Raw genomic sequence first — 20,741 nt, 5'->3', positions numbered from 1 at the left:
ACAACAGCCATTTTCAAAGGCGATGTTTCAATGAAAGTTTCAGGTACAAATCTTGATAATTTGAAGGGAACAATTTATGTTAACCAAACCTCTTATCAAAACAATAAAAACAATTATTACTTTGATGATTTTACCATAAATTCAAGCTTTTCAGCTGATAATACTCGAACTATAACGGTAAATTCTCCAGATATTATTAATGGAAAAGTGGTTGGGAAATTTCAAGTCAATTTGTTGCAGAAAATGCTCGAAAATTCTCTTGGAAGTTTGTACACCAATTATTCACCTAATAAAATCAAAAAAGGACAATTTCTCAATTTTGATTTTGTGGTGAACAATAAAATTATTGAGTTGTTCTATCCAGGTGTTTCAATTGGAGAAAACACCAATTTTAAAGGCTTGATGAATTCCGATGATAATGAATTTAAACTAAATTTTAAATCGCCTTCCATCAAAGTAAATGATAATTATTTTGATAATATTCAAGTTGAAGTTGATAATAAAAACCCTTTGTTTAATACTTATATTACGCTTGATAGTGTTAAAACCAAACAATATAAAGTCAGAGATTTCAGCTTGATAAATGTTACCACAAAAGATACATTATTTGTTCGTTCGGAGTTTAAAGGCGGAGAAAAAGGAGAAGATTTTTATAATTTGAACTTGTTTCACACTTTCAATAAAGATAAATTAAATGTTGTTGGAATACAAAAATCGGAGTTGATGTTTAAAGATTATTTATGGTATTTGAATGAAAATAATGATAAAAAAAACACCATAACTTTTGATAAAAAGTTCAATGATTTTACAATTGACGATATAATTATGTCGCATGAAAATCAGAAAATGCATTTGTCCGGATTATTAAATGGAAATGATGATAAAGACTTGAAATTAAGTTTTGATAATGTTGAAATAAACAAAATATTTCCGACAGTTACCAAATTTGATTTTAGAGGACGACTAAATGGCGATATTAACCTAGAACAAGATAATGGAATTTATAAACCAACTTCAGGATTGCGTATCAAAGATTTGTTCTTGAATAAAATTGAATTAGGAAATCTTGTTTTGGATATAGAAGGTGATGATACTTTTGAAAAATTTATCATAAAATCTTCAATTGAAAACAAAAATGTAGAATCTTTTTCTGCAGATGGAACAATTGATGTTGTAAACAAAGAATCTAATTTGAATTTGGATTTGAATTTTAAAGATTTTAACCTTGGTGTTCTTAGTTCTCTTGGTGGCGACGTTTTATCAAATATTCGTGGATTTGCCTCCGGAAAAGCCAAAATAAAAGGAGATATTGATAATTTAGATATCAATGGTAGATTATTTGTAGATAAAGCGGGAGTTGGTGTTCCCTATCTTAATGTTGACTATAGTATCGATGATAAATCAATTGTAGATGTAACTGAAAATAAGTTTATTGTAAGAAGCACTAATTTGACAGATACAAAATATGATACCAAAGGAAAAATCATTGGTGAAATTCAGCACAAAGACTTTGGCGATTGGAAGTTAGATTTAAACTTAAGCTCAGATAGAATAATTGCCTTAGACACAAAAGATAATGAAGAATCAGCCTATTACGGAATTGCATTTATAAATGGAAACGCTACTATAAAAGGACCAACAGATGAATTGATAATAACTGTTAAAGCAAAATCTGGGAAAGGTACAAGTATTAAAATTCCAATAAATGATAATGAAGGTACTGCAGAAAATAATTATATCCATTTTGTAACGCCACAAGAAAAATTTAATTTGACCAAAGGAATAACAGCTACAAGAGATTACAATGGACTTGAATTAGAATTTGATTTTGATATAACACCAGATGCAGATATTGAAGTTATTTTAGATAGAAATTCTGGTCATGGAATGAAAGGAAAAGGATTTGGTTCGTTGCTATTCAAAATCAATACTTTAGGGAAGTTCAATATGTGGGGAGATTTTCAGGCATATGAAGGAGCTTATAATTTTAAATACGGTGGTCTAATTAATAAAAAATTTGATGTAAAAAAAGGAGGATCAATTTCATGGGAAGGCGACCCTATGAGAGCAATTCTTAATCTTGAAGCAGTATATAAAACAGATGCAAATCCTTCTGCACTAGTTGATAATGATACTTATAAAAGAAAGATTCCTGTAGAGGTTGTGATTGGTATTACAGGAAATTTGAGTAATCCTGAACCTGATTTCAATATAAATTTTCCAAATATTAGCTCAGTTCTTCGTTCTGAAATTCAAACGGCTTTAGAAGATAAAGATTTGCGTCAGAAACAAGCTTTGGTTTTATTAGCAACAGGTGGTTTCCTAAGTATAAAAGATGGAGTTGATCAAGTTTCGATAACAAATAATTTGTATGAAAAATTCAGTGATGTGTTTGGAGATATTTTTAGTGATAACAACGACAAAATTAAAGTGGGTGTAGATATAATTTCTGCGGATAGACGAGAAGGTATTGCAACTGATGGTCGTGTTGGGGTTTCAGTAAATTATACCATTAACGAACGAATTATTTTTAATGGAAAAGCAGGTATTCCGGTTGGAGGAATAAATCAATCTGCAATTGTGGGTAATGCAGAAATTGAATACCGAGTAAATGAAGATGGCACATTAAATCTTCGTTTTTTTAATAAAGAAAATGACATTAATTACTTTGTTGGACAAGGAATTGGCTACACTCAAGGCGCCGGAATTTCGTATGAAGTTGATTTTGATACTTTTCAAGAGCTTTTAAATAAAATATTTAAAAACCAAAATATTGAACGAGAAAAAAAATCTTCTGATCAAATACCAGATTCTGATTATTTACCTGAGTTTATAAATTTTTCTGAAAACAATAAAAAGAAAAAAGAAACTCTAACAGAAACAAAATCTTCTGTTCCTGAAGAAGATTAATTATTTATCTAAATAAGTAAAAATTAAAAACTTATCAACGAAAACGTTTGAATTTACCATATTTTATCATATTGGTAAAATTCAGACTCTTTATATGGTTATTCTTTGCTAAATTTACATTTTAAAACATAAAATTATGTCAAAAACGATAAAAAAAATAGCGGTCCTTACATCTGGTGGTGATGCTCCAGGAATGAATGCTGCTATTCGTTCTGTAGTTAGAACATGTGCCTTTTATAACGTTGATTGTGTTGGAATTTATAGAGGATATCAGGGAATGATTGAAGGTGATTTTAAAGAAATGGGACCACGTTCTGTACACAATATTATAAACAAAGGTGGAACTATTTTAAAATCAGCTCGTTCAAAAGAATTTATGACAGTTGAAGGTCGTGCAAAAGCACATAAAAATTTAATTGATGCTGGCGTTGACGCATTAGTAGTTATTGGTGGAGATGGATCATTTACAGGAGCCGAAGTCTTTAATAGTGAATTTAATTTTCCAGTAATGGGAATTCCTGGAACTATCGATAATGATATTTTTGGAACAAGTCATACTCTTGGTTACGATACGGCATTAAACACTGTCGTTGAATGTATAGACAAAATTCGTGATACGGCAAGTTCTCATAACCGTCTTTTCTTTGTGGAAGTAATGGGTAGAGATGCAGGTCATATAGCCTTAAATGCCGGAATTGGAGCAGGAGCAGAGGAAATTCTTATTCCCGAAGAAGATTTAGGTTTAGAAAGACTTTTAGAATCACTAAGAAAAAGTAAACTTTCTGGAAAATCTTCAAGTATTGTGGTTATTGCTGAAGGCGATAAAATTGGTAAAAATGTATTCGAATTAAAAGATTATGTAGAAGAAAATATGCCCGAATATGATGTTCGTGTTTCTGTATTAGGTCACATGCAACGAGGCGGTTCACCATCATGTTATGATAGAGTTTTAGCATCAAGATTAGGTGTTAAAGCAGTTGAATCTATTATAGAAGGAAAATCAAACTTTATGGTTGGAATTATTAACGATAAAGTTGCACTTACTCCTCTTGAGCAAGCAATAAAAGGTCATTCAGAAATCGATCACGAATTACTAAGGGTTTCTGATATAATGACTACATAGTTCAATAGCAATAACAATAACAATAACAATAGCAATAACAATAGCAATAACAATAGCAATAACAATATTAAAAGCTAGAATTAATACATAAAATTATTAAAAATGTCAAAAGTAAAATTAGGAATAAATGGTTTCGGAAGAATTGGTAGAATCGTTTTCAGAGAAACATTTAACAGAGATAATGTTGAAGTAGTAGCTATTAACGATTTATTAGATATAGATCACTTAGCTTATTTATTAAAATATGATTCAGTACACGGTCGTTTCAATGGAAAAGTAGAAGTTAAAGACGGACAACTTTATGTTAACGACAAATTTATTAGAGTTACCGCAGAAAGAGATCCAAAACTAATCAAATGGGATGATAAAGATGTTGATGTTGATATCGTTGCAGAATGTACTGGAATTTTTACCACTTTAGAAACCGCTCAATATCATATTGATGGTGGTGCTAAAAAAGTAGTTATATCGGCTCCATCTGCTGATGCTCCAATGTTTGTAATGGGTGTTAATCATAACGATGTTAAAGCTACAGATACAATTGTTTCTAACGCTTCTTGTACAACTAATTGTCTTGCTCCATTAGCAAAAGTTATCAATGATAATTTCGGAATTGTTGAAGGTCTTATGACAACTGTTCATGCTACAACCGCTACTCAATTAACCGCCGACGGACCATCAAGAAAAGATTGGAGAGGCGGTCGTGCTGCTAGTGTAAATATTATTCCTTCATCTACAGGCGCTGCTAAAGCAGTTGGAAAAGTAATTCCTGAATTAAATGGAAAACTAACAGGTATGTCATTCCGTGTTCCAACGGTTGATGTTTCTGTTGTAGATTTAACTGTAAAATTGGCTAAAGAAACTTCTTATGAAGCTATTATGGCCGTCTTGAAAAAAGCTTCAGAAAATGAAATGAAAGGAATTTTAGGATATACTGAAGATGATGTTGTTTCGCAAGACTTTGTTGGTGACTCAAGAACTTCTATTGTTGATGCTAAAGCAGGAATTGGACTAAATTCTACTTTCTTCAAATTAGTTTCTTGGTACGATAACGAGTATGGTTATTCAAGTAAATTAATTGATTTAGCTGTACATATTGCAAAATTATAATATATTTGAAATCCCGTTACCTAACTAGTAGCGGGATTTTTTTACAAAAAAAACAAGCAAACCAAACCCAATAATTAGCATTAGTTCTAATCACTAATCACTAATTACTAATTACTTAACAAAATGAAACTATTAGTTGATAGTGGTTCTACAAAAGCTGACTGGATAGCCATTGATGATGATGGAAAAGTCCTTTTTACCACACAAACATTAGGTTTAAATCCTGAAATTTTAGATAAAGAAGAAGTTATAAGTCGCTTAAATCAAAAATTTGATATTGAACACAACAAAGATAAAGCAACGCATCTTTTTTTCTACGGAGCAGGTTGTGGAACCGAAAGAATGAAAGATTTTTTAGCCGAAGTTTTCAAAGAATATTTTCAAAATGCGGTTGTTGTTGTTCATGAAGATACCTATGCCGCTGTTTACGCAACAACTCCAAAAGGGGAACAAGCTATTGTTTGTATACTTGGAACAGGCTCAAACTGCAGCTTTTTTGACGGAACAGTTTTGCATCAAAAAGTTCAATCGTTAGGATATATCGCTATGGATGATGGTTCAGGAAATCGTTTTGGTCGTCATTTGCTTCGCGGTTATTATTTCAATAAAATGCCAAAAGAGTTGGCCAAAGAGCTTGAAGAAGAATACAATGTTGATGCCGATTATATCAAAGCTAATTTGTATAAAGAAGCCAATCCAAATGCTTATTTAGCCACTTTCGCTAAGTTTATTATCAAAAATAAAGACACAGAATTTTGTAAAAAAATTATTCATAAAGAATTAAAGAAATTTGCTAAAAACTACATCATGCAATATGAAAATTACAAAGAAGTTCCGGTGCATTTTGTAGGTTCAATCGCTTTTTATTTGAAAGATGAATTAACCGAAGTTTTGAATAAATACGAAATTCAAATAGGTAATGTTTTAAGACGACCAATTGACGGATTAATTGCTTACCACGTTTTGAATAAATAAAAACACTAATTAAAATTATGGAAATAGCAATTATTGCCCATGACGGAAAAAAAGCCGAAATGGTTCAGTTTCTGAACAAAAATAAACATCTTCTTCACAAAGAAAACATCAAACTTATAGCCACCGGAACCACTGGCGGAAAAGTAGAAGCAGCAGGTTTTAAAGTAAAAAAAATGCTCTCAGGACCACAAGGTGGCGATGCTCAAATAGCGGCGCGCGTAGCCGAAGGAAAAACAAAATTGGTCTTATTCTTTAAAGACCCTAACTCAAGCCATCCGCACGAACCAGATATTAATATGCTAATAAGAATTTGTGATGTTCACAATGTGCCATTAGCCACCAATGAAGCTACAGCACAGTTATTGCTTTTGGGAATTGATGAGATGTAGTAGGAGATTATTTTATTATCACACTAATTTTTTATTGAGTAAGAACATTATTTTTTCAAAATAAACTCAAATCTCTCGATTTTAAACTCTTTTCATTTAAAGTTAAGGTTTCCTTTGATTTATTTTATTAATTGAATATCAAGATATTAAATAGTATTAATTTTCAAAACCCCCACTTAAATAAATGGTATAGGTACCATAGTGGTTTTATATTTTGATTTGACCAAGAGGAAATAAAATCATAGAGGAATAAAAAATAAAAACTAATCTGTGCTAATCATTTTAATCTGTGACTAAAATAGTTTTTTAGCCACTTTTTTTTCTTTCAAACTTTCGGGTAACATTTGTACCATCTAAAGTAAATCAATATAATAAAGAGTTTTGTTTGCACTCAAACAGCCGCTTAAATCCTTTTTTTATTTTATTAAAAAACATAAATATCTTTCTTACGTTTTTTGGTTATCCTGCCTATCCTTTTTCAATTTCACTCTTTTACATTCCATTGCTTTTTTGTAAGTTTGTGGATTATACTATTAATTTTTCATTTCATTTTTAAAATGCTTCAAAACCAATCCTTAATTCCCGACATAAAGGCAATTATTGCTACTGCCAAAGACAAAGCTGTTAAGGCTGTTGACAATGAGCGTACCATTATGTATTGGAGCATTGGTAAACGTATTTTTGAAGATGAACAACAAGGAAAAGACCGAGCAGATTACGGAACATATTTAATAAAGTTTCTTTCAGAACAACTTCAACCCGAATACGGCACTGGTTTTTCATACCGTCAATTAAACTGGTATCGTCAGTTTTACCGCGTTTTTCCAATTGTGTCCGCACTGCGGACACAATTGAGTTGGACACAATATAAATTTCTTTTAGCTATTGACAATCAATACAAAAGAGAGTTTAATGGAAGGTTATCTCCACGACTGTCGTTTAAAAATAGAGAATCCATTCGGGAAATCCAAGAAAAAAAAGAGTATAATCAAGAACAATTAGCCGAAATTATGAAAGTAAGCAGAACAACTATTTCTAAAATTGAAAACGGGAAATTTAATTGTAGTATAGATTACCTATCTAAATTTTCATGGTTTTTGGGATTTGAAGTAACAATTAAAGATTTTAAAAATAATTCAAAAAATATATGAGTAATTATACTTTTATAGATCTATTTGCAGGTTGTGGTGGTCTTAGCGAAGGGTTCTATAAACAAGATTTTAAAAGTTTAACCCACGTAGAATATGACGCATATGCTTGCAGAACTCTAAAAACAAGAATGCTACATTATGGTTATTCTGATGAAGAAGCATCTGTCCTAGAAACAGATATAACAAATGATAATATTATAGACCAAATTAAAAACGAAATAAAAGATAAAAAAGTAGACATAATTATTGGCGGACCACCTTGTCAAAGTTTTTCAACTCTTGGTAGAGCTAAAGATGATAAAGGAATGGCTGATGATCCACGTAATTTTTTATTTGAAAGCTATGTTAAGATATTAAATCATTTTGAACCTAAAGTTTTTGTTTTTGAAAATGTTACGGGGCTGTTAAGTGCAAAATTAAAAGGGAAACCAATTCTAAAAAAAATTCTAAAAGAACTTGGACAAAAATATAATTTAATAAAAGAACCTGAAAATATGGTCCTTAATTCTTGTGATTATGGTGTTCCACAAATTAGAAAAAGAGTTATTTTAATTGGAACTAGAAAGGATTTGTCTATAAAGCCGTCTGAAATTTATGAAGGAATAGTTAAGACTCACTGTAATCCTGAAAATGAATTAAATTCAAATAACAATTTAAAAAAATATGTAACTGTTAAAGATGCAATTTCTGATTTACCAGCTATTAAGCCAGGAGAAGGTAAAATTATAATTAAGCATAATGTCAAAGAACAAAATGAATTTCTAATAAAAATCAGAAATGAAAATGAGACATTGCTTAGGGATCATATTGCAAGAACACATAATGAACAAGATAGACTTCGTTATAAAACAATGAGTAAAAATAAATGGACTTTTACTGACCTATTGGAAAAAAAGCCAGATCTGAATCATATAAAACAAAGGGTTTTCAATAATAGTTATGTAGTTCAATGGTGGAACCTTCCTTCTAAGACTATTATTGCCCATTTATATAAAGATGGTAATCAGTTTATACATCCTGATTATAAACAAGAACGAACTATAACACCTAGAGAAGCTGCTAGATTACAATCTTTTCCAGATAACTTTGTTTTTGAGGGATCACGCACACAACAGTATAAGCAAATTGGCAATGCTGTACCACCTTTAATGGCGGAAGCTATTGCAAAAAGTATAAAGAAAACATTAGAAAGGATAGAAAATGTTTAATAGAGTTTCAGAAATAAAAGATATAAATACTAAAAAATTCTTTATCGAAAAGGTTATGCTTTTCAATAGATTAGTTCAAGTATTTGCTAATAAAAACAATATCTCTTTAGAAGTTTGTAATGATGGAAATGAAGTATTTGTATTAAATAGATTAGTTGAACTTAATATTGTTGAATCTAATAACGAACTTAAAGAATTAGAAAAGTTATTAAAAAAAGATTTATACACTGAATTCATTTCAAGTGTTAAATTCACAACAGTTAATAAAGATAAATTAGATAATACTTTTGACAAACTAGATTCTAAAAAAAGAAAACAACTTCAAGAAAGTTCTAAAGAAAATAGCAAGCCTAAAATAGTTGATTTTTTCTGTGGTGCTGGTGGTTTAAGTTTAGGTTTCGCTCAAGAGGGTTTTCATATTGATTTAGCTAATGATCATGAAGCAGTTTGTATTGAAACATATAAGTATAACCATCCTGAAATTCCAGATGAACGGGTAATCCAAGGCGATATCAGAAAGATTGTTGATCATTTAGATAATTATATAGTAAATGATATTGATGTTGTAATTGGTGGTCCTCCGTGTCAGGGTTTTAGTTCTGCAAATCAGCAACGAGTTATAGATGATCCTAGGAATGAACTCTACAAATATTACATTAAAGCAATCGAAAAAATCGCTCCTAAAATCGTTATCATGGAGAATGTAAGAGGTATGCTTCCGTATGCTGAACAAGTAGTTGAAGATTATCAAAACATTACTGTAAAAAAAGATGGGAATAAGTACACATATAAAATTGCATACAAAGTCCTTGTTTCTGATGATTTTGGAGTAGCTCAAAAAAGACAGAGATTAATTTTTATTGCTATAAGAAACGATATTGTAAAAAATAAAAAAGTTACACCCTCAAAACTTTTCGATGAAATAGAAAGTGCTGCAAAGAAAAATAAAAAACATGTTTTAAAAGACGCTATAGATTATATAAAACCTCTCGATGCGCCGAAAATTAAGAACTTAACAGAAGTGGATGATGAGATAACTGGTAAAAAAATTGATATTAATAATTTTTCTGGTAATGAAAATAGTTATTTAAAATTGATTAATCAAAATAGAATTATACCATATCTATTTAATCATAAAGCAAGATATACAAACGAAGTAAATTTCGAAATATATAAATTATTAGATCAAGGCAATGATGGTACCAATGAGAAAATAAAAGATATAATGCCTTATGCTCATCGTAATCATATTTTTAAGGATAAGTATTTCAAATTAATAGCAGATAAACCAAGCAGAACCATTACAGCTCATCTAAAAATGGATTGTCATTCGCATATTCATCCTTTTCAAGTAAGAAGTATAACTCCAAGAGAAGCTGCAAGAATTCAATCTTTTCCAGATGATTATATTTTTTTAGGAGCGTATCTAAAGACATATATGCAGATTGGTAATGCTGTACCTCCAGTAATGGCTAGAGGTATTGCCAAAATATTAAAAAAGTATTTATAAATTATTGTACATGGAAAAAAACAGTTTTTTAAAAAAATTAACAAAATCAAATTTAGGTTTGGCTAAGATGCATGATACCTATATTACTGTGCCTAAAAAGATAGTAAATCCAGTTATTTTTTTTGGAAATCCTCCTAAAGATATAAAAGTAAAAGATAAAATATCAAAGCGATATTTTAAATTTCCTTTTAACAAACAAGGAAATGGTGAATATCGTTTAACAAAATTTACTGAATATTTTTATTTTAAGAAAGCTGAATTAGGGGATAATATTTTTATTGAAAAAATAAACAGAACAAAAAATAATTTTTATTACGAAATTGATTTAATCAAAAATATTAAAATACAAGATAAATTCATATATCCGGACGAAGTACCTATTGCAGAAGAGTTAACAATGCCTGAAGGAGGAAAAATGAGGGTTACAGTAAATAAATATGAAAGAAGTAAAAAAGCTAGAGAAGAATGTATTGAACATTGGAAGGCCTTGTGTGCAGTTTGCGAATTAGAATTTATTAATAGGTATGGTGAAATAGGTGATGGTTTTATTCACGTTCATCATAAAACTCCGATTTCTAAAATTGGGAAGAAATATAAAATAAATCCAATAAATGATTTAATTCCAGTATGCCCAAATTGTCATTCTATGATTCACAAAAAGAATCCTCCTTTTACGATCGAAGAAGTAAAGAAAATGTTAGTGTAAATAATTTTGCTCCATGAAAATACAACAATTTATTAAAAAACTAAATAATACAGAATTAGGTAAAGGTAATACTCATGAGTATTATGTTTTAGTACCTAGCAATTTGGATATTGAAGTAATATTTGACGAGCAAAATAGAAACCCTCTTTTTTTTGATAAAGTTTCAAATAAAAATAGACAAAATTTAGCGCAACTGACTATCGGTCGTGAATCCCGAATTAAAGGACTTGGTCCATATTACAGAGAAAATGATTTGTGTGCTGGGGATGAAATTGTATTTGAAAGAAGAGATTATGAAGGGAAGACAGAATTTTATGTTGATTTAAACATAAAACAAAATATTATAACTTTCCAAAAAAACAGCAGAGGTTTTGAAGTTTTAAATCTTGATAGATTAATTTCAAAAATAAAAGATAATAAATACTATATCAAGGCTTATTATAACAACAAATTGTGTGATGTGTTAATTGAATTTAAAGAAGCATTTAAGAAAAGAGCAGACTCTCCAGACACAACTGATTTTTATGATATTATAGTAGATAGCAATAGTATACTTAGCGAATTTAAAGGTAATGAATATTTAGAATTAGAAGAAAATTTAAATTTCAACATGTTAAAAAAAGTAGTTGTTTGGCAAAAATATGAATTTCAATTATAAAAGTAATTATGACAAAATATTATTTAATTTCAATTAACTCTTTAATCACGACCTTTTCCAGAATAGAATCTGGAAAAGAGTTTGATTTTAGTATAGAAACAGAGAATACGAATCTTAAAGATGAAGTAATCGCTATAGGTGATAAAATATTAGCCACAATAGATGATAAAGTGTACTATAATTTTGTAGTAAATGAAGTTTCTAAAGGCTCACTAAAGCTTAAAAAAACTTTTGAAATTGAAAAAGGTATTGGTATAACTTATGATAAAATTGGTGATTTCGAGATCATAAGTCAGGAAAATTATAATTCAATATGCACAAAACTTTTTTCTGATTTTTCAATAACAAATTTAGATAACAATATTAAAAAATCGGACGCCATTAAAATCATTTTAAATGATAAATATACTGGACGTTTTGTGTACAAAGTTCTAGATTTTTTATACAAAGCAGACAAGCTTGATAAAATCAGTAAATATTTTATTAAAAATGCTGATCCGTTATATACTTCAATAAAAACTGATGAAGTAAGTCTTACATCGATTTTTAAAACATCTAAAGATTTACTTAAAAAAGAAGACTTAACATTTAATGATGGAAAGCCAAGATTTTTTGAAGATATAATTTTCAATAAAGAAGATGAAAATTATTATTTGTCTACTGAATGGACATCTGGAAAAGGGAGTCGACTTGATTTAGATTCTTTTAAATTATTACTTAGAAATTATTATCCTGAATATTCCATATATGAAGATAAAGGAGAATATTTTTTTTCAGATTATTTTTCAACTACTTCTAATATTCCTCAAATAAATTTTGAGTATAAGAATTTTGAAATAATAGCAAAAGAATCAAGACTGAATTTTTCGTCTGAATTAGTCCTTCGTTTCATTGCATCACTAACTTCTAAACCTTTTGTTATCCTTAGCGGTTTATCTGGTTCCGGAAAAACAAAAATAGCGCAAAGTTTTGTGCAATGGATTTGCGAAAGCAACGAACAATACAAGATTGTTCCTGTTGGCGCAGATTGGACTAATCGCGAACCTTTAGTAGGTTATCCAAATGGTTTAGTGGCAGAAGAATACATCACGCCTGATAGTGGCGTAATTCATTTGTTGATGGAGGCAGTAAAAAAAGAAAACGAAAACAAACCGTTCTTTTTAATCTTAGACGAAATGAACCTAAGTCACGTAGAACGTTATTTTGCAGACTTTTTGAGTATCATGGAATCTAACGATACCATAAAATTATACACGGGTAATACTAGAGAAAGTTTAGACGGTTTACCAGTTCCATTGGAATTAGGTTGGCCTAAAAATGTATTTATTATTGGGACGGTTAATATCGATGAAACAACGTATATGTTCAGTCCAAAAGTACTAGACAGAGCCAACGTAATAGAATTCAGAATTACTGCCGATGAAATTAAATCCTTTTTAGGAGATCCAGGTATTCCGGATTTAACCAAATTAACAAAACAAGGAGTAGCAATGTCAGAAAGTTTCTTGTGGATAGCTTCTCAAAACAATATTGTAAAAAATGAGGTTATAGCTAAAGAGTTGGTATCATTTTTTAACCAATTGAAACCAGTTGGTGCTGAGTTCGGTTATCGTTCGGCAACAGAAATCATGCAATTAGCAGCAAAGTTAAAAATGCTAGAGCCAAAAATAACTGATAATGCTTGTTTGGATATTGCCATTATGCAAAAATTATTACCTAAACTACATGGTTCGAGAAGCAAGTTAGTAGATGTTTTAATTGCCTTAGGTGAAATTTGTTTGGTAGACGCTAAAGATTGTAAAACAATTTATTTTGATGCCATAAAAATTGATGATTTAACAAAAAATACTAATATAAAATACCCGATTTCATTCGAAAAATTAATCAGAATGTACAAAAATGTGTTAGCTAATGGTTTTACTAGTTATGCCGAAGCATAGAGAAATATGGAGGAAATCAAACAACATATTCAAATACCATTAACATTTTTCAACCAGACTGACTTTCTAGAAATCTATCCTGAAAACAAGGCGAGACTTTTTGAAATTACAGAAGACGAAGCAAATGAAAATGGTGAAAGCATCTTTCAAATTTTGGAAGGTAACAGCTATGAATATGCCTTTACTAATAAAAAATACCGCTTAAATTGTAGTATTGATGGTATAGTTTCACAATCAAAGCGTGAGCCATCTCTAGGAAGAATTGTCCCAAATATCTATGTTGGAACACTTACATTATTTGTAACTGATAGCACATTAGAAGGTATAGAATTCACAATTACTATTGAAGTTCTAGCAACAAAGTTTGATACAGAACTCGATAAAAGTTACCGTGAAAACTACCGTTTTATGTTAAAAGACATAACCGATAAGTGTACCGAACTTTTAATGCAAATCAATTCTCCGGTAGAGCAAAATTTTGAAACAGACTTTTCAAGAGACAACGAAACCATTTACCAACGATTTAGTTTTATTAATGCTATCATTCAAAACAAAGATTTTGAAGAAGCAGTATTAAAAATTATAGCTTCTCCTAAAACCAATTGGGATTCGGAGGAAGAAGTAGTGGACATCCGTAGAATAAGAAGGTTCAACAATGCAACTACTAAGCAAATAACATCGGGTTCCAATAGAATACCTTTACAAGTATCACATCCATTATATAAAGTGGGTATTCAATCGATACCTAATAAAATAAATAGTTTCAGAAAAATTGAACACACAGATACTCCTGAAAATCGATTTATAAAGCATGCCTTAGAAGTTTTTTTAAGATTTGCAGAAGATTGCCAACAGTACTTCAAAGATAGAGGATATGCCAGACCATCTATTGAAGCCTCCAATTTGGTTACAAAATTGGATGGCTATTTAAGCCAATCTTTCTTTAAAGATATATCGAGACCAACCTCATTAAAATTAAACAGTCCAGTTTTACAAAGAAAAAGTGGTTATCGCGAAATTTTAAGTACATGGTTACAATTTGATTTAGCTGCTAAATTAGTTTGGAAAGGCGGCGATGATGTTTATAAAGCTGGTAAAAGAGATATTGCTACTTTATACGAGTATTGGTTGTTTTTTACATTGTACGACTTATTCAAAGCTAAATTCAAAATTAAAGATATAGAGCACGAAGAGCAATCTTACAATCATTTAATAGAACCAACCAAAGACGGTTTGAATGTAATGGTAAAACAAGGAAAGCACACTGCTTTGTACGGTGATTTTATTACAGAAAACAGAGCATTAAAAGTAAAATTCTCATACAATCGTTCCTTTAAAGGTGGTACAAAATATACTGATGAGCAAGCGGGTAGTTATACAACTACTCTAAGACCAGATTATACTTTATCAGTTTGGCCAGCAATGCTAAAAGAAAAAGAGGCTGAAAAACAAGAGCTTATTGTACATATTCATTTCGATGCAAAGTATAAAGTAACCCAATTCCAAATTCAAACTTCTGTTGATAATGATTTAATAGAACAAGAAGAAAACAACGAGCGAAAAGGTATATACAAAAATGCAGATTTGTTAAAGATGCACGCTTATAAAGATGCAATTAGAAGATCTGGAGGTGCTTATGTTTTATATCCAGGTACAGAAAAAAAGGAAATCAGAGGTTTTCACGAAATCATTCCAGGACTAGGAGCTTTTTCTATCAATCCAACAGGACAAAACAATGATATATCCGAATTATCTAAATTTATAGATTTAGTTATTGACCACTTGTTAGATAGAGCATCCCAAAGAGAAAATGTAATTCACAAAGCCCATCAAATTTACAAAATTGATAAGGAGGATAATAATATACTTCACGAACCAATTCCAGAATATTTAAGTGGTATAAAACTAATACCAGACGATACTTTTGTATTGGTGGGTTATGCAACAACACCTGACAGATTTAAATGGTACGAGGACAATAAAAAATACATTTTCCGCATGGACGAAGAAATGGGTTCTTTAGAGCTGAATAATGAAGTAGTAAATGCAAAATATTTATTATTAAGACGAAGCGGAGAATCTACTGCAACAGATTTATACGAGATTAAAAGTAAAGGGCCAAAAGTTTTTTCAACAGTTCATTTAGACAAATTAAAATATCCACCGTCGAAAAAACCAAAAGAGTATTATCTAGCTATTGAAATTCAAAAAGTGACAGCTCCAGAGTTTGAAAACGTAAGTTGGGATTTTAAAGAACTTGAAGAATACAAAAAGATACAAGAAATTATAAAAAATCCTTATTCAAAAGTTGGTATGCCTTTTACAGTGTCACTTACTAAATTGATGAGTAAGAAAATTAAATAAAGCACTCTCAACAATATGGGAAATATAGCTAACGATTTAAAATTTGAAGCACTACCTTCATATCAGGATGTATTAAAGGATTTAACGAAAAAAAAAGACAAAAACCTTTCCAATTTAAAATGATGTTTGATTTATTAAACAACAAAGCTGAATTAACTACTTTGAATAAAAAGCATTGCTTGATGAATAATAATACATTAAAAAAATATGGTTTCAATTGACAAGTTTTGGCAAGAAATTCAAAAAAATAATGGTTAGACATTTGATATAGAGAAAATATGGGAGATAAAGTAAACAGCATAAATAATCAAATAGAAAAATTCAAAGAGCGAGAATTAGATTTGTCTTGTTATGATGAAGCAAAACTCAAAGAAATGCTTCTTGATATAGGATATTACAGATTAGGTTTTTATTGCTATTACTATTTTGACAAAAAAGCAAATAAGTTTTCAAAGGATATAAAAATATCAGATATAATGAACCTTTATTACCTTGATATTGATTTAAAATACCTTCTTTTAAAATACATTAACCGTATTGAAATAAACTTTAGAACAAAGCTTATTTATTATGTGTCAATGAGATATAAAGAAAATTCAAGATGGTATGTTGACGATACAATTATGGATGTTGAGAGTATTGAAGCATTTAAACAAAATGTATATACCGAAAAATTCAAAAAAGACAATCTTACATTAAGAAACCATCATATTAAAAATCCAAAAGACGAATTTGCACCTTGTTGAAAAGTTTTTGAATACCTAACTTTTGGTGCAATCATTACAATTTTAGGAAATATAAAAGACCAATCAGTAAAAAAAATAATTGCAGATAAATATGGTATAAATGACTTAGACAAGTTTTTTAGGCTATTACATACTGTAAGACAAGTTCGAAATATTTGTGCTCATAGTGGTGTTCTTTTTGATTATTCTTTACCAAAAAGTGTAAGTTCCATTCCACAGATAAACTATAATAAAGGAGATAGAAATTCATTAGATGCTTCGATTAAAGTGATAGGCTTTTTCATTCAAACTATTTCTATAAACAGGTACAATGACTTTCAAATTGACATAAAAAGCTTCTTTGATGAAAGAAAAAAAGATCCTATTTTACAACAAGTTATTATCGATAGAATAAAATATTTAGATTAAAGTACATCGAATTAATAAAATGTTTATATCTTTGTACTTCAAAGTGCCTCTCTTAACGTAAGCTTATTTGGTGCACTATAAAAAAACATTCAGCTCAGTGTAACAACTGAGCTTTTTTATTTTATAAATATTACCTCATTCATCTGCAAAAAAATCCTCGTTTAGTCTAAGTATTCCTAAAGCCAGTTCTTTGTTTGCTTCATTTCGCTAATTTCCAAAGTAGTAAAAGACAACAAATTTTGGTTAGGTTTTAAATAGGACGTTTTACACTTCAGTTGCCACTCCTTTGCCAACGTTTCAAAAAAAATACTAGCACAGTTTTTATACACTAATTTAGCATAGAGTGTTAGTAAGACAACCATCAAAAGTAGGGTTTCAGACATTGCTTAAAAAGTTATCACTCTCAAGGATTGCTATTTTTCTGTTAACAGCAATCTATTTTACAGCTATCATCGAGATTTCAACATTCACGCCTTTTGGTAAGCCAGCTACTTGTACTGTTTCTCTTGCAGGTGCGGTTGCTTCGTCAAAATAGCTTCCGTAAACACTGTTTATTTTGGCAAAATCATTCATGTCCATGATGAAAATGGTTGTTTTTATCACGTTTTCAAAATTCATTTCGGCTGCTGCTAAAACCGCTTTCATGTTTTCCATTACTTGCTTGGTTTCGGTTTCAATAGTATCAAGAACCAATTCCATTGTAGCAGGATTCAAAGCAATTTGACCCGAAGTATAAAGTGTATTTCCTACCAAAACCGCTTGGTTATAAGGCCCAATAGGAGCAGGAGCATCGCTCGTAATTATTATTTTTTTCATGTATAAATTGTTATCTAAATTCTAAACTCTAAAATTATCTAGGCTTATTTTTCTCCCATTTAATATCACTAAGAACCCCTGATTTTATTCCAATAAAAAATCCCCAAAATGAGTTATTACCAAAAGGTGTCCAGTTAAAATCCATTCGCCAACTCAACAAATCTCTTTCAAATCGGAGTTGGGTAAACGTAACACCTTTTTGTACAAAATCATAACCTGTAGATGCACCAATTTTCCATTTGGGCGTTAAATCGGTGTTCATAGAAACCATTAACGAGTTTCCAGAAATTTTCTTTTCGCGTCGGTCATTACTGTAAGTTAGCTGATAAGCAAAAGTCATATCCCAAGGAATAACCGACTTGAAAAAGCCACTAAAGTTATCTTCTTCGTCATCTTCGTCGGTAAATTGACTTTCGCGTCGGTCGCTAAAATCGACGTTCGTACCAAATAAATCATCTTCTCGACCACCATTTCGCGAACCTTGCTTATTCTTTTTCTTATCAACTTCATCACCTTTGCTAGTAATAGAATAATTCAAAGTCATATTAGCACTGGTCATTCTAAACAAACTTCCGCCATTATCAATATTGAACATATTAATAGTTTTTCCAGAATTATTAATAGCATATGGGTTTAATGTCATACCAAAATTAATATTCATTTTGTCTTTAAACAATAAGGTTCCACCACTAACTCGCAATGGTGCCCAACGCAAAGAATCGGCCACAATATTGTAACTTGTTTGTAAGTTCAAATTATTAAGCAACATAATTTTTTTAGGCTCGGTTTTAGTGCTGTCTTTATCGGTAACTTTAGCTTCAAAAGTATTACTTAAACTAAAACCAAAACTATTAGAATTACTCTTACCTGGTGCACCATATATTCCGTTTTCAAAACGAGTATATTCTCTAATTTCCATTCTACCACTAGCATCTGATGCATAAGTATCATAGTATCTTTCAAAACTTGGCGTGTAAGCATAGGATACATTTGGTTTCATTATATGACGAATTGATTTAATTTTTTTATTTTCACCCAAATTAAATGTTCCGTAAATAGTTGTTCCAATTCCTGTTGAATATGAATAAGTTCTAAAAGCGTCAAAACCATTAACTGTAGAAGTTACATCTTTGTCTAAAGTAGCATTATACTCTTTTTTGATGGTTTTTAAATACCAAATTTCTTCATAATTTACTGATGAAGTAACACTAAAATATTTCATAATTTTAAAGTTGGTACTCAACGGAATTGAATGTTTCATTCCAGTTAATGCATCTTTAAACATTGCAGACTTAAAAAATAAACTGTCGGTTGTTTTGAAACGATTTTCACCGAGCAAATTGTATTGCAAATTGATGTTTTTGAAAAACCCTTTTTTGGGAGCATCTTTTGGAGCAAAAGGAAAAATTCTATCTACATTTACTTGTAGAGTAGGCAAAGTCATATTAATTTCTTGTGTATTTGTATTTTGACTATGTGTAGCAGTTAGCGACATATTAATCTGCGGAACAGAATTAAAAGTCTTTGAATAGGAAATAGAAGAACTAAGCGTATTATTTAATTGGGAACCAACATTCACTTGATTTAGTGATTGCTGAAAATACCTACTACTTCCAAGATTAACAGAAGCCGAAAATCTTGAATTAGGATTTGCTTTTGCATCTTGCGAATGCGACCACTGGATATTGTATATTCTTGATTTTGAATAATTTGGAAAACCACGTTCGCTAAAAATTTGATTCTCAAAACGCACATTCATGTTTCCTCTAAATTTATACCGTTTTGCATAACTTGATTCAAATCGCATAGCGTAACTTCCGTTGGTGTAATAATCTCCCAAAATGGCTAAGTCATACATATCACCAAGAGCAAAATAATAGCCACCATTTTGCAAAGCATAACCTTGAGCACGAGTATCGTTAAATGTTGGAATAATTAATCCAGAAACACTTTCGGTTGTCATTGGAAAAAAGGCAAATGGAAGGGCAAGAGGTGTTGGCACATTGGCAATTACCATATTGGTCATGCCGGTTACCACTTTTTTACCCGGAACAAATTTTACTTTATCAGTTACAAAATAATATTCAGGATCTTCAATATCTTTTGCAGTTGTAAAACGTGCACCCTTTAAAAAATATACTGAGTCATTTTCTCTTTTTGAAATTTCAGCTTTAACTTTAAACTCTCCTTGATCAGTTCTTGAATTCCAAATTAATGCTTTTTTTGTTTTAAAATTGAATCTGATAGAATCTGGTTCTACAACATTTTCACCTTGTTTAAACACGGGCAATTGTGTGTATTTTCCAGTCGAATCTTTTATTCTACCAGCATATACTTCGTCTTTTTCAAAATCTAAAACGATGATTCCTGACGTTAATTCAATGTCTTGATAGTATAATTCGGCTTTGTTATATAATGTAATTTGTTTCTTTTTTTGATCTATTTTTTCGTAGTCAACCGCTTTTCTTTTTATTTTACTTTCTATAATCGATTTCTTTTTTTTTACAGAATCGGTCTTGATAGAATCTTTTTCGGTAAGTAAATTTGGTAAAGAAATACTAGTGCTATCTACTTGTTTATTAGGGGGTATAGCTATTGTTTTATTGCCAATATCTTGTGAATAACTTTTAGATATTCCAATTGTTAGGAAAATTGCTGATAAAACGATATTAAATAAGTTTGTGCGCAAAGGTTTAAATACTATTTTTGTAAAAATATGGCGTAATT

The 20,741-nt window shown here is 30.2% G+C and carries 14 protein-coding genes and 1 pseudogene; 13 read left to right on the top strand and 2 right to left on the bottom strand.

The window, feature by feature from the left end:
- The 13 genes and pseudogenes from ACIQ66_RS09120 to ACIQ66_RS09060 form a co-directional block, all read left to right on the top strand.
- A partial coding sequence (locus ACIQ66_RS09120) for a translocation/assembly module TamB domain-containing protein (RefSeq protein WP_396212491.1) occupies nucleotides 1-2,910 on the top strand: 2,910 nt, incomplete at its 5' end.
- Nucleotides 2,911-3,046: 136 nt separating this feature from the next.
- Nucleotides 3,047-4,033, top strand: coding sequence for a 6-phosphofructokinase (gene pfkA, locus ACIQ66_RS09115; RefSeq protein ID WP_396212490.1), 987 nt, complete (start codon nucleotides 3,047-3,049; stop codon nucleotides 4,031-4,033).
- 102 nt (nucleotides 4,034-4,135) lie between these two features.
- A complete protein-coding gene (gene gap / locus ACIQ66_RS09110; RefSeq protein WP_396212489.1) occupies nucleotides 4,136-5,143 on the top strand; it encodes a type I glyceraldehyde-3-phosphate dehydrogenase in 1,008 nt (335 codons plus the stop codon).
- A 123-nt stretch (nucleotides 5,144-5,266) separates the two neighbouring features.
- Nucleotides 5,267-6,118, top strand: a complete 852-nt coding sequence (locus ACIQ66_RS09105) for a BadF/BadG/BcrA/BcrD ATPase family protein (protein ID WP_396212488.1) — start codon at nucleotides 5,267-5,269, stop codon at nucleotides 6,116-6,118.
- Between the two features lie 17 nt (nucleotides 6,119-6,135).
- Complete coding sequence (locus tag ACIQ66_RS09100) at nucleotides 6,136-6,507, top strand: methylglyoxal synthase (protein WP_396212487.1); 372 nt, start codon at nucleotides 6,136-6,138, stop codon at nucleotides 6,505-6,507.
- 557 nt (nucleotides 6,508-7,064) lie between these two features.
- Nucleotides 7,065-7,658 (top strand): DUF1016 N-terminal domain-containing protein, encoded by a 594-nt coding sequence (locus tag ACIQ66_RS09095; RefSeq protein WP_396212486.1) that lies wholly within the window; start codon nucleotides 7,065-7,067, stop codon nucleotides 7,656-7,658.
- Nucleotides 7,655-8,866, top strand: a complete 1,212-nt coding sequence (locus ACIQ66_RS09090) for a DNA cytosine methyltransferase (RefSeq protein WP_396212485.1) — start codon at nucleotides 7,655-7,657, stop codon at nucleotides 8,864-8,866. The genes ACIQ66_RS09095 and ACIQ66_RS09090 overlap by 4 nt, the downstream gene beginning before the upstream one ends.
- Nucleotides 8,859-10,376, top strand: coding sequence for a DNA cytosine methyltransferase (locus ACIQ66_RS09085; RefSeq protein ID WP_396212484.1), 1,518 nt, complete (start codon nucleotides 8,859-8,861; stop codon nucleotides 10,374-10,376). The genes ACIQ66_RS09090 and ACIQ66_RS09085 overlap by 8 nt, the downstream gene beginning before the upstream one ends.
- Before the next feature lie 10 nt (nucleotides 10,377-10,386).
- Nucleotides 10,387-11,082 (top strand): HNH endonuclease, encoded by a 696-nt coding sequence (locus ACIQ66_RS09080; RefSeq protein WP_396212483.1) that lies wholly within the window; start codon nucleotides 10,387-10,389, stop codon nucleotides 11,080-11,082.
- 13 nt (nucleotides 11,083-11,095) lie between these two features.
- Nucleotides 11,096-11,740 carry a hypothetical protein gene (locus ACIQ66_RS09075; RefSeq protein WP_396212482.1) on the top strand — a complete coding sequence of 215 codons (645 nt, stop codon included), beginning with the start codon at nucleotides 11,096-11,098 and terminating at the stop codon, nucleotides 11,738-11,740.
- Between the two features lie 8 nt (nucleotides 11,741-11,748).
- Complete coding sequence (locus tag ACIQ66_RS09070) at nucleotides 11,749-13,680, top strand: McrB family protein (protein ID WP_396212481.1); 1,932 nt, start codon at nucleotides 11,749-11,751, stop codon at nucleotides 13,678-13,680.
- A 6-nt stretch (nucleotides 13,681-13,686) separates the two neighbouring features.
- Nucleotides 13,687-16,044, top strand: a complete 2,358-nt coding sequence (locus ACIQ66_RS09065; RefSeq protein ID WP_396212480.1) for a DUF2357 domain-containing protein — start codon at nucleotides 13,687-13,689, stop codon at nucleotides 16,042-16,044.
- A gap of 278 nt (nucleotides 16,045-16,322) precedes the next feature.
- Nucleotides 16,323-17,198 (top strand): annotated as a pseudogene (locus ACIQ66_RS09060) (Abi family protein).
- A 435-nt stretch (nucleotides 17,199-17,633) separates the two neighbouring features.
- On the opposite strand, the gene ACIQ66_RS09055 reads toward ACIQ66_RS09060, so the two are convergent.
- Both ACIQ66_RS09055 and ACIQ66_RS09050 read right to left on the bottom strand, forming a co-directional pair.
- Nucleotides 17,634-18,014, bottom strand: coding sequence for a RidA family protein (locus ACIQ66_RS09055; protein WP_396212479.1), 381 nt, complete (start codon nucleotides 18,012-18,014; stop codon nucleotides 17,634-17,636).
- A 34-nt stretch (nucleotides 18,015-18,048) separates the two neighbouring features.
- Entirely contained in the window at nucleotides 18,049-20,703 is a 2,655-nt protein-coding gene (locus ACIQ66_RS09050; protein WP_396212478.1) for a putative LPS assembly protein LptD, read from the bottom strand.
- Between the last annotated feature and the right edge of the window lie 38 nt (nucleotides 20,704-20,741).

Source organism: Flavobacterium sp., assembly GCF_044377315.1.
Taxonomy (GTDB): domain Bacteria; phylum Bacteroidota; class Bacteroidia; order Flavobacteriales; family Flavobacteriaceae; genus Flavobacterium.
The sequence above is the reverse complement of the archived record's forward strand: the minus strand, read 5'-3'. Positions and strand labels throughout refer to the sequence as shown.